This window comes from Chromobacterium piscinae (genome assembly GCF_021129175.1).
In the GTDB taxonomy this organism is placed as follows: Bacteria; Pseudomonadota; Gammaproteobacteria; order Burkholderiales; family Chromobacteriaceae; genus Chromobacterium; species Chromobacterium piscinae.
Genome location: NZ_JAJOHV010000064.1, coordinates 26,666 through 37,109, shown reverse-complemented (window position 1 = coordinate 37,109; position 10,444 = coordinate 26,666). Strand labels below are relative to the sequence as shown.

Genomic DNA, 10,444 nt, shown 5'->3' with positions numbered 1-10,444 from the left:
CTGCCGGGGAGGCCGCGGGCGCGGCGGCCGGAGCCGGAGCGGCAGCCGGGGCGGACGACAGTTCGGCATCGCTGCCCGCGCTGCGCAGATAGATCTCCATATCGGTCTTCAGATTCTCGGACAAGGGGCCGAAGATGGCCTGGATGCCGCTGCCCACCACCACCACGCCGGACGCGCCCATCGCTTTCAGCTTGGGCTGATCCACCTTGGCGGTATCCTGCACCGCGATGCGAAGGCGGGTGATGCAGGCGTCCAGGCTGCGGATGTTGGAGCGGCCGCCGAAGGCCAGCACCAGTTCGCGGGCGCGTTGGTCTTCGCTGATGGCGCCGACGGCGTCCATGCTTTCATCTTCGCGGCCCGGGGTCTTCAGGTTGAATTTGGCGATCACGAAGCGGAACACGCTGTAGTAGATCACGGCGTAGATCGGACCAAGGATGAAGACGTAGGCCGCATGTTTAGCCTTGTCGCCGATCAGGTTGAACATCAGGAAGTCGATGCCGCCCTGCGAGAAGGTGAAGCCCATGTGCATGTCCAGCGTATTGGCCACGAACTGGGTGGAGGCGGCCAGCACGGCGTGGATCAGGTACAACACCGGAGCGACGAACAGGAAAGAGAACTCGATTGGTTCAGTAATGCCGGTCAGGAAGGAGGTCAGCGCGGCGGAGATCATGATGCCGCCCACCTTGGCGCGGTTTTCCGGCTTGGCCGAATGCCAGATGGCGATGGCGGCGGCCGGCAGGCCGAACATCTTGAACAGGAAGGCGCCGGACAGGATGCCTGCGGTCGGGTCGCCGGCGAAGAAGCGGGCGATGTCGCCGTGGATGATCTTGCCGGTGGTCGGATCCGGGAAGTTGCCGATTTCAAAGAAGAACGGCACGTTCCAGATGTGGTGCAGGCCGAACGGAATCAGCATGCGCTCGAAGAAACCGTACACGGTGGCGGCGGTGCGCGGATCGCTTACGGCGGCCCATTGCGAGAAGGCCTTGATGGCGTTGCCGATTGGAGGCCATACGAAAGACAGCACCACGCCCAGCACGATGGCGCAGATGGCGGTGATGATGGGCACGAAGCGCTTGCCGGCGAAGAAGCCCAGGTATTCAGGCAGGCTGATCCGGTAGAAGCGGTTGAACATATAGGCCGCCAGACAGCCGGCGAGAATGCCGCCGAACACGCCGGTCTGGATCGACGGCAGGCCCATGATGCTAGAGGTTTCCACACCCATCAGGCCGGCCATCACCCCAAGTGTGACGGTGGTGACCAGATGGCCGATCACGGCGGCGATGGCGGCGACGCCGTCATTTTCGGTAAAGCCCAGCGCCACGCCTACGGCGAAGATCAGCGGCAGGTTGCCGAAGATCACGTCGCCGGAGTGTTTCATCAGCGACAGAATCGCCAAGGCGATGCTATTGGTGGTGTGGAAATCGGTGGCGCCGATGCCCAGCAGCAGACCGGCGACAGGCAACACCGATACCGGCAGCATCAGCGATTTGCCTATCTTCTGCAGAAAAGCGAATGATTGACTAAACATGATTATTATCCTGCTTTGACATGCTTATGGAATGTCGAGCGGCTGTGATGCCGTCCCCTCTATAAAGCCTCATCGCCTGCCAGGCTCGCTTGAGTGGCGCCGGACGGCGCCGGGTTTCCCCGGCGGTCTCCCCGCCCGGCGCCGCAGGCCATGCCCGCGCCGAGGCTTATTCTGTTAACGAGCGAGTTGATTCAGGTGGTGGCGGACGTCGGTGACGGTGGACAGCGCCAGCACCTCGCGCGCCAGCTCGCGGCACTCGTCCATGCTCCAGCGCGCCAGCGTGGCTTTCACCGAGGCGACGGCCGGTGTGCTGACCGACAGCTCGGTCACGCCCATGCCGACCAGCAGCGGCGCGGCGCGTTCGTCGGAAGCTAGGCCGCCGCAGACGCCCACCCACTTGCCGTGCGCGCGCGCGCCCTCGCAGGTCAGCGCGATCATCGCCAGCACGCCCGGATGCAGCGCGTCGGCCTGCTTGGCCAGCTGCGGGTGGCCGCGGTCCATCGCCAGCACATACTGCGTCAGGTCATTGGTGCCGATGGAGAAGAAGTCCACTTCCGGCGCGAAGCGCGCGGCCAGCACCGCGGCCGACGGCACTTCCACCATGATGCCCACCTTGACGCCGGACACGCCCAGCGCGGCCTGCTCTTCGGCCAGCACCGCCTTGGCGGCGCGCAGCTCTTCCAGCGAGGCCACCATCGGGAACATGATGTGCAGCTGGGTCAGCGGCGCGGCTTGCAGAATGGCGCGCAGCTGGGTGCGCAACAGGTCGGGGCGTTCCAGACTGACGCGGATGCCGCGCAGGCCGAGGAAGGGGTTGTCTTCCTTGGGGAGGGGCAGGTAGGACAGCGGCTTGTCGCCGCCGACGTCCAGCGTGCGGACCACCAGCGGGCGCTCCTTGCCCAGCGCCTCGGCCACCGCGCAGTATTCGGCGGCTTGCTCGGCTTCGGTAGGCGCGGTGTCGCGGTTGTCGAACAGGAATTCCGAGCGCAGCAGGCCCACGCCCTCGGCGCCCTTGGCCACCGCCTCGCGCGCGTCGGCGGCGTTGCGGATATTGGCCACTACGTCGATGCGGGCGCCGTCGCGGGTCGCGGCCGGACGCATCGAGCTTTCAGCCTCGGCGGCGCGGCGCTCGGCCAGGCGGGCGATGTCGCGCTCGGCGGCGGCGATGTCGTCCGCGGTCGGCGCGATGGCCAGCGTGCCCTCGTTGCCGTTCAGGATCACCTGCAGGCCCTCCGGCAGTTTCAGCGCGGCCAGGGAGATGCCGCAGATCGCCGGAATCCCCAGCGAGCGCGCCAGGATGGCCACATGGCTGGTGGCGCCGCCGGTGCGGGTACAGAAGCCCATCACCTTGGACGGATCCAGCGCGGCGGTGTCAGACGGGGCCAGGTCTTCGGCGATCAGGATGGAGCCGGCCGGCAGCTCCAGCGCGGCCTGCTTGACGCCGGCCAGCAGAGCCAGCACGCGGCGGCCCACGTCGCGGATGTCGTTGGCGCGTTCGCGCAGCAGCGGATTGTCTTGAGCTTCCAGGCGGGCGGAATAGGCGCTGAAGGCCGCGCGCCAGGACCAGGCGGCGGACTTGCCGTCGGCCAGACCGGTATAGGTCTGCGCCAGCAACTCAGGGTCTTGCAGTAGTTCCTGGTGCATGGACAGGATGGCCTGCTTGGCCGGATCGGTCAGCTGGGCCTTGACCAGGTCCAGCTGGGCCGAAGCCTCCTCGGCGGCGCGGGAGAACGCCTGCTGTTCCACATTGGCGCCCTTGCCGTGCTCGGGCACGTCGAATTCCTGCAGGCGGTGGTGGACGATGCGGCCGATGGCGATGCCGGGCGAAGCGCCGACGCCGGCCAGTTGGCTATCGCTGTCCTGCTGCTGAGCGAAGACCGGCGCGGCGGCCGGGGCGATAGGCGCCTCGTCGGCCTTTTCGCCGCAGCGGTCGTTCAGCAATTGGGTCAGTTCCGCGATGGCGGCCGAGGCGTCGCCGCCGGCGGCGCGCACGCGCACCAGGTCGCCCAGTTTGGTGGCCAGGCCCATGATGGCGACCACGGATTTGGCGTTGGCTTCCTTGTCGCCCAGAATCAACTGGATGTCGGAGGAGAAGGTCTTGGCCTTGCTGGCGAATACCGCCGCCGGACGGGCATGCAGGCCGGCAGGGTTGCCGATGGCGATGTCGGCGGACAGTTGGGGTTCGGCGGTCTCGATGGGCAGCACGGCCTTGCCGTTGGCCAGCAGCAGCGACAGCACCACGCTCTTGCCGGCGTCGACCATGCCGTCGGCCAGGCTCATCCTGGCCACGGTTTCGCCGTTGGTGACGATGATCTGGGTCAGCAGGCTGGCGGCCTTGCGGCCGACCAGGTCAAGGTCGAAGTCGATGACCGGCTGGCCGACGGCGACTCGTTGGCCTTGCTCGACCAGGGGGAAAAAGCCTTCGCCTTTCAGCATCACGGTGTCGATGCCGATGTGCACCATCACTTCCACGCCTTCGGCGGTGGTGATGGTCAGCGCGTGGTGGGAGGAATGCAGATTGCTGACCACGCCGCTGACCGGAGCCAGCAGACTGCCCGAGGTGGGATCGAGCGAGATGCCGTCGCCGACCATCTTGCCGGCGAACACGGGGTCCGGAACGCTGTCCAAGGGGACCAGCCACCCGGAAAGGGGGGCCAGAACATCTAATCTTGGTGCGGTGGTGCCCATGAGAAACTCCTCAATTCGTGGATAATTCCAGTCGTTTTATTACGAGCGTCAATCAAGCCGTTGGATGGGGGCCGGGGAATGGCCGCGCGTCGGCGCGCTTTTGTCGTGCTGGCTTGTCCTGACGGGGTTTTGACAATTATATACAGGCAGTCGTCATGTCGGGCCGGCGACTGGGCTTGTTCGTATCTTGCCTATTTTGTAGTTTAACTACACGCAAATCACGCAGCAGCTTGATGGCAATCAAGAAAATGTGCAAGTCGGAATTGTCTTGATTGTCTGCTGCATTGCAGCATATTGGCGGACAGACGCGAGATAGCGCTTGAATATTGCGGACTTGGGGAAGCGGGCGGAAAGACAGGTGTTGTTGCATTTTTGTAAGGCAACTCTAAAAAGCGAAAAGCCCCGCGGAAGCGGGGCTGGAGATCGGTGACCGGGCTTGGTCAGGCTTGGCGCTGCCGTTCCGGCTGGCCCAGCAGGAACAGCGCGAGCGAGCTGGCGATCAGGAAGGCGGGATATTCCCAGCCGCCGCCCTCGTTGGTGAACATCCAGCCCTTGGAGCCGTGCACCAGGACGATGGCGCCCAGCAGTTGCGGAATCAGCAGCAGAGCCACCCAGCGCGCCTGGATGCCGGCCAGCAGCAGCAGGCCGCCGCCGATCTCGATCAGGATGGCGAAGTAGCCGACGAAGCCCGGCAGGCCCAGGCTGGCGAAGTATTCGGCGGTGCCGGCCGGAGTGAAGACAAACAGCTTCAGCGCGCCGTGGGACAGGTACATCAGGCCCAGCGCTACGCGCAGCACCAGGGCGGCCAGGTAGGGGTTTTGCAGACGGTTCATGATTGCGTTCCAGTTCAGATTGGTATGGCGCTATTTGACCATCAGCTTTATATTCAATAAATACTACAATTTGAAAATTATTATTTCTCTATAAGAAATTATATGGATAGATTCTCCGAGATACGCGCCTTCGTCTGCGTGGCTGAACTTGGCAGTTTCGTTGCCGCGGCGGAAAGGCTGGAGCTGTCGCGGGCGATGGTGACCAAACTGGTGGCGGCGCTTGAGAACCGGTTGGGCGTGCGGCTGATGCATCGCACCACGCGCAAGCTGTCGCTGACCGAGGCCGGCGAAACCTATCTGGCCCAGGCGGGCAGCTTGCTGGGCGAACTGGACGAGCTGGACGCGTTGCTGTCCCACGGCGCCAGCGAGCCGGTGGGCAGGCTCAGGGTGTCGGCGCCGGTGTCCTTCGGAATGCGCTACCTGGGGCGCATCATCGGCGGCTTCCACCAGCGCCATCCGCAGATCGAGGTGGAACTGAGCCTGAACGACCGCCGCGTGGACCTGGTGGAGGAGGGGTTCGATCTGGCGCTGCGGGTGTCCAACCTCAGCGACTCCTCGTTGGTGGCGCGCAAGCTGGCGCAGATCGAAGACCTGTTGGCCGCCTCGCCGGATTATCTGGCGCGCCATGGCACGCCCGGGAGTCCAGCCGAGCTGGTCGACCACCAGTGCCTGCTGTACGCGCTGACGTCCCAGCCCAATGTCTGGGACTACCAGGCGCCGGACGGCAGCCAGGGCAGGGTGAAGGTCCGGGGCGGACTCAAGGCCAACAACGGCGACGTGCTGACCGACGCCGCCGTGCACGGCATGGGCATCGTGCTGCAGCCGCGCTTTCTGCTGGACGAAGAGCTGGCTGACGGCAGACTGGTGCCGGTGCTGCCCGGCTATCATTGGCATTGCCTGGACCTGTCGGTGGTCTATCCGGTGCGCCGCCATGTGCCGGGCAAGGTGAGGGTGTTCGTTGAATACCTGGCGGAATTCTTCCGCGGCTAAGGCGGATGATTCATGCCAGTCGTTGATTTTAAAGGTAAATGTTTGTGTGCGGATAATCATCTCTTTTCCTATAACGGAAGCCGGCGCGCGTAGGCACGCGCTCCGTGTATCGGGAAGGAGTAGGTCATGCAAACAAAGATGGTGGTGGCTGGTTTACTGGTTTTGGGCGCGACGATGACTGCGGCGGCGGCGGGTTGCGCCAAACAGCAGAAGCCCGACTATCCGGTGGCGGCGATGAGGGATGACGTGGCCGGAGTGGTCAAGGTGACGTTCAAGACTGGAGTCGACGGATCGGTATCCGGCATTAGAAGCGCGACGTTCAGCGCGGCGATTCCGCCGCAATACCGCAGCGGCTTCCGTTCGGAGATCGCTAAGGCCTTGCGCGAATACCGCTGCGCGCCGAGCGCGACCTTGAGCCAGGAATTCGATTTCAAGACGGAGGAATGAGGCGGCGGATGCGGGGCGGCGCGGGAGCGCCGTCCGTTCTCAGGGGTAGAACCAGTACAGGCTATAACCCATCGCATGCACCTTGCCGGCATCCAGCCGCATGGTGACCTTGACCTCGCTGTTGGCGTTGAAACGATTCAGCTTCAGGTCGTCCGGCTTCAGGTACTCCTTGGGCGCGAAAACCTTGCGGATCAGCACCTGGTCGTCGCTGTCCTTAAGCGTGACTTCCAGCATCGGATACGCCTGCGGATACTGCGCATGGTTCTTCAGCGTCGCCGACAGCTGGATCAGGTTGGGGTAGTCGGGGACGAAGGCCAGCTCCGACCATTCGGTGCGGATCAGCGCGATATCGGTCGGCCACGGCACTTCGCAATCCAGCGCGCGGCACAGATGTTCCAGCGTCGGCCGGGATTCCGGCACTTCGGCCGCGATGCGGGTGCGATTGATGTAGACCAGTTGCGCGGCGAGGAACAGCGCGCCGATCACCGCCAGCGCGGCCAGCAGGCCGTTCAGCCAGGGGCCGGCCGGCTTGTGGGTTCGGGCCGCCTCCTCTTCCACCGCGTCGGCGTCGGTGAACAGCGGCTCATCGAATTCGACGTGCGCGGGAGGCGCTTCCTCGGCATGCGCAGCCTCGGCGCGCCGGCGGCTGCCGAACACCTCGGGCTGGGCCGGGGCGGGCGGCGGCACTGGGTCGTCGAAGGGATTGCCGATCGGCGTGGAGACGTGGCGGTTCTGCATCGCCTCGGACAGCGCGCGCTGGAAGGCTTCCACGTCTTCCTGTTTCGGGGGCGGCGCTTCGGCCTGGACGGGGGCGGCCGTCGCGCGCGGCTGCTGAGCGGCGACCGGGTCCGGCAGGATCTGGACGTCGCCTTGCTGGGCCTGGGGATCGAAGTCCGGCACTTCCAGCTCGAAGTCATCCATCGGATCGCGCGCCGGAGGCGCCGCCAGAGCGGGCGCCGGCTCGGGGCGGGTGATGACGAAATGGTCCGGGGCCTTGAATACATGGGAACAGCGCCCGCAGCGCACCAGTCCATTGGCGGCTGCTAACTGGCTGTCATTGACCTTGAAGCGGGTCTGGCAGTTGGGGCACTGTGTCGTGTATGTCATACGGCGGCGCGTCGGGTTCCTGTCAGTCTAGTCCATCCTTCGTCGAACACCGGCGGGTCCATCTCGAACCATTGGCTGTAGATGGCGGACAGTTCTTCGGCTTGTTCGGCGAGGATGCCGGAAAGCACGATTCTACCACCGGTTTTCACATGGCTTGCCAGCAGGTCGCCCAGCATGCGCAGCGGATTGGCCAGAATATTGGCCAGCACCACGTCGTACTGGGTTTGCGGATTGGCATCCGGCAGGAAGAAATCGGCCTGCACGCCGTTCTGCTCGGCGTTGTCCTTGCTGGCGCGAACCGCCTGCTGGTCGATGTCGATGCCGACGGCCGAGGCCGCGCCCAGCTTCAGCGCGGCGATGGCCAGAATGCCGGAGCCGCAGCCGTAGTCGAGCACGCTCTCGTTGCCTTGCAGCTGCTTGTCCAGCCATTGCAGGCACAGCCGGGTGGTGGGGTGGCTGCCGGTGCCGAAGGCCAAGCCCGGGTCCAGCTGCAGGTTCACCGCATTGGGGGACGGGGCCTCGTGCCAGGTGGGGGTGATCCACAGCCGGTCGGAGATGCGTATCGGCTCGAACTGCGACTGCGTCAGCCGCACCCAGTCCTGCTCCTCCACGCGATCGACGCTGTAGGCCGGCATGGCCAGCTGGCAGGCGTTGGCGGCGGCGGCGATCAAGAGCGCCACTTCGGCGTTCTCGTCGAACAGGGTGATGATGCGGCTCTGGCTCCACAGCTGGTCCACCGGCTCGCCCGGTTCGCCGAAGATCGGCTGTTCGCGATCGGTGCCGGCCCAGGCGTCTTCGATGGCGGTGGACAGCGCGCCGGCATCCATCAGCGCGTCGGCCAGCCGTTCGGCGACGGCGGAATCGGAATCAATGGTGGCTTGCAACCATGCCATCAGGCTTCCCCTTTTTTCTGCTGCAGGCGGTGCTCCAGATAGTGGATGCTGGTGCCGCCGCGCTGGAAGGCCGCATCCAGGAACAGCTCCTGGTGCAGCGGAATATTGGTCTTGATGCCGGAGATCGCCATCTCCGACAGCGCCACGCGCATCCGCGCCATCGCCTGGTCGCGGGTGTCGCCGTAAGCGATCAGCTTGCCCACCATCGAGTCGTAGTGCGAGGGCACGGTGTAGCCCTGGTAGATGTGCGAGTCGATGCGGATGCCGGGGCCGCCGGCCGGATGGTAGCTCTCGATCTTGCCCGGGGACGGCACGAAGGTGAACGGGTCCTCGGCATTGATTCGGCATTCCATCGCGTGGCCGGCGAACACGATGTCTTTTTGCTTATAGCGCAGTTTCTCGCCGGCGGCGATGCGGATCTGCTCCTGCACGATGTCCACGCCGGTGATCATTTCCGTCACCGGATGCTCCACCTGCACGCGGGTGTTCATTTCGATGAAGTAGAACTCGCCGTTCTCGTACAGGAATTCGAAGGTGCCGGCGCCGCGGTAGCCGATGCGGCGGCAGGCTTCGGCGCAGGCTTCGCCGATCTTCTGGCGCTGCTTGTCGGTGATGCCCGGCGCCGGCGCTTCCTCGATGATCTTTTGATGGCGGCGCTGCATCGAGCAGTCGCGCTCGCCCAGATAGATGGCGTTGCCGTATTCGTCGGCCAGCACCTGAATCTCGATGTGGCGCGGCAGCTCAAGGAATTTTTCCATGTACACGGTCGGATTGCCGAACGCCGCGCCGGCTTCGGTGCGGGTCATCTGCACCGAGCTGATCAGCGCGCCTTCGGAGTGGACCACGCGCATGCCGCGACCGCCGCCGCCGCCGGAGGCCTTGATGATGACCGGGTAGCCGATCTTCTTGGCGATCTTGGCGATTTCGACCGGATCGTCCGGCAGAGCCCCGTCGGAGCCGGGCACGCAGGGCACGCCGGCCTCTATCATCGCGTGCTTGGCCGACACCTTGTCGCCCATCGTGCGGATGGTGTCCGGGCGCGGGCCGATGAAGACGAAGCCGGACTGCTCGACGCGCTCGGCGAAATCGGCGTTTTCCGACAGGAAGCCGTAGCCGGGGTGGATAGCCTGGGCGTCAGTGACCTCGGCGGCGGCGATCAACGCCGGCACGTTGAGGTAGCTCTTGGCGGACGGGGCCGGGCCGATGCAGACCGATTCGTCGGCCAGCTTCACGTATTTGGCTTCGCGGTCGGCCTCGGAGTGCACGACCACGGTCTTGATGCCCATTTCACGGCAGGCGCGCTGGATGCGCAGCGCGATTTCACCACGGTTGGCGATCAGAATTTTTTCGAACATGGAATCTCTCCGCGGGCTGGTCCGGTTCGGGCGCTTGGCCGGTCCGGGGCCCATGCTGTCACGTCAAACGACAAGGGCACAGACCTTGGCCGTGCCCTGAATCTCGCGATGTCGTCCGAGCGCTTACTCGATGACGAACAGCGGTTCGCCGTATTCCACCGGCTGGCCGTCTTCCACCAGGATGGCTTTGATCACGCCGGAACGGTCCGCTTCGATCTCGTTCATCAGCTTCATCGCTTCGATGATGCACAGCGTATCGCCGGCGTTGACGCTCTGGCCTACTTCGATGAAGGACTTGGCGCCCGGGCTTGGGGAGCGATAGAAGGTGCCGACCATCGGCGACTTCATCGCGTTCTGTGTGTCAGCTGCCGGGGCGGTTGCCGGAGCGGCGGCTGCCGGAGCGGCTGCGGGAACGCCGGCCGGTGCGGCGTACATCTGGGCCATCGGCTGGACGAAAGCTTGTTGAGAGGCCGAGGATACGCGGGTGATGCGGACTTTTTCCTCGCCTTCGGTCACTTCCAGTTCGGCGATGCCGGACTCTTCGACCAGGTCGATCAGTTTTTTCAGTTTACGCAGGTCCATTGTCGATCCTTCGATTGGATA

General features: G+C 64.7%; 9 protein-coding genes. 2 read left to right on the top strand and 7 right to left on the bottom strand.

Annotation, left to right across the window (positions count from 1 at the left end; translation table 11 throughout):
* The 3 genes from ptsG to LQR33_RS16650 form a co-directional block, all read right to left on the bottom strand.
* A partial coding sequence (gene ptsG / locus LQR33_RS16660; protein ID WP_231469786.1) for a PTS glucose transporter subunit IIBC occupies nt 1-1,528 on the bottom strand: 1,528 nt, incomplete at its 3' end.
* A gap of 174 nt (nt 1,529-1,702) precedes the next feature.
* Entirely contained in the window at nt 1,703-4,216 is a 2,514-nt protein-coding gene (ptsP, locus tag LQR33_RS16655) for a phosphoenolpyruvate--protein phosphotransferase (RefSeq protein ID WP_231469784.1), read from the bottom strand.
* Nucleotides 4,217-4,656: 440 nt separating this feature from the next.
* Nucleotides 4,657-5,049, bottom strand: a complete 393-nt coding sequence (locus LQR33_RS16650; RefSeq protein WP_166440976.1) for a DoxX family protein — start codon at nt 5,047-5,049, stop codon at nt 4,657-4,659.
* A gap of 102 nt (nt 5,050-5,151) precedes the next feature.
* Between LQR33_RS16650 and LQR33_RS16645 the strand changes: the two genes are divergently transcribed.
* Both LQR33_RS16645 and LQR33_RS16640 read left to right on the top strand, forming a co-directional pair.
* On the top strand, nt 5,152-6,039 hold the full coding sequence (locus LQR33_RS16645; protein ID WP_021475515.1) for a LysR family transcriptional regulator: 888 nt from the start codon (nt 5,152-5,154) through the stop codon (nt 6,037-6,039).
* Nucleotides 6,040-6,165: 126 nt separating this feature from the next.
* Nucleotides 6,166-6,486: a hypothetical protein gene (locus LQR33_RS16640; protein ID WP_231469782.1), complete on the top strand. Its 321-nt coding sequence runs from the start codon at nt 6,166-6,168 to the stop codon at nt 6,484-6,486.
* A gap of 39 nt (nt 6,487-6,525) precedes the next feature.
* On the opposite strand, the gene LQR33_RS16635 is transcribed toward LQR33_RS16640, so the two are convergent.
* From LQR33_RS16635 to accB, 4 genes are all read right to left on the bottom strand, one after another.
* Entirely contained in the window at nt 6,526-7,593 is a 1,068-nt protein-coding gene (locus LQR33_RS16635; protein ID WP_166440978.1) for a DUF3426 domain-containing protein, read from the bottom strand.
* Complete coding sequence (prmA, locus tag LQR33_RS16630; protein ID WP_231469781.1) at nt 7,590-8,486, bottom strand: 50S ribosomal protein L11 methyltransferase; 897 nt, start codon at nt 8,484-8,486, stop codon at nt 7,590-7,592. Before prmA ends, LQR33_RS16635 begins: the two co-directional genes overlap by 4 nt.
* Nucleotides 8,486-9,841, bottom strand: coding sequence for an acetyl-CoA carboxylase biotin carboxylase subunit (gene accC / locus LQR33_RS16625; protein ID WP_166440980.1), 1,356 nt, complete (start codon nt 9,839-9,841; stop codon nt 8,486-8,488). Before accC ends, prmA begins: the two co-directional genes overlap by 1 nt.
* Before the next feature lie 123 nt (nt 9,842-9,964).
* Entirely contained in the window at nt 9,965-10,423 is a 459-nt protein-coding gene (gene accB / locus LQR33_RS16620) for an acetyl-CoA carboxylase biotin carboxyl carrier protein (protein WP_231469779.1), read from the bottom strand.
* Nucleotides 10,424-10,444 lie beyond the last annotated feature (21 nt).

Excerpts from the sequence above, each read along its gene's own strand:
- LQR33_RS16635 (WP_166440978.1), bottom strand. The coding sequence starts at position 7,593 with ATGACATACACGACACAGTGCCCCAACTGCCAGACCCGCTTCAAGGTC.
- ptsP (WP_231469784.1), bottom strand. The coding sequence starts at position 4,216 with ATGGGCACCACCGCACCAAGATTAGATGTTCTGGCCCCCCTTTCCGGG.
- LQR33_RS16640 (WP_231469782.1), top strand. The coding sequence starts at position 6,166 with ATGCAAACAAAGATGGTGGTGGCTGGTTTACTGGTTTTGGGCGCGACG.
- accC (WP_166440980.1), bottom strand. The coding sequence starts at position 9,841 with ATGTTCGAAAAAATTCTGATCGCCAACCGTGGTGAAATCGCGCTGCGC.
- accB (WP_231469779.1), bottom strand. The coding sequence starts at position 10,423 with ATGGACCTGCGTAAACTGAAAAAACTGATCGACCTGGTCGAAGAGTCC.
- LQR33_RS16645 (WP_021475515.1), top strand. The coding sequence starts at position 5,152 with ATGGATAGATTCTCCGAGATACGCGCCTTCGTCTGCGTGGCTGAACTT.
- prmA (WP_231469781.1), bottom strand. The coding sequence starts at position 8,486 with ATGGCATGGTTGCAAGCCACCATTGATTCCGATTCCGCCGTCGCCGAA.
- LQR33_RS16650 (WP_166440976.1), bottom strand. The coding sequence starts at position 5,049 with ATGAACCGTCTGCAAAACCCCTACCTGGCCGCCCTGGTGCTGCGCGTA.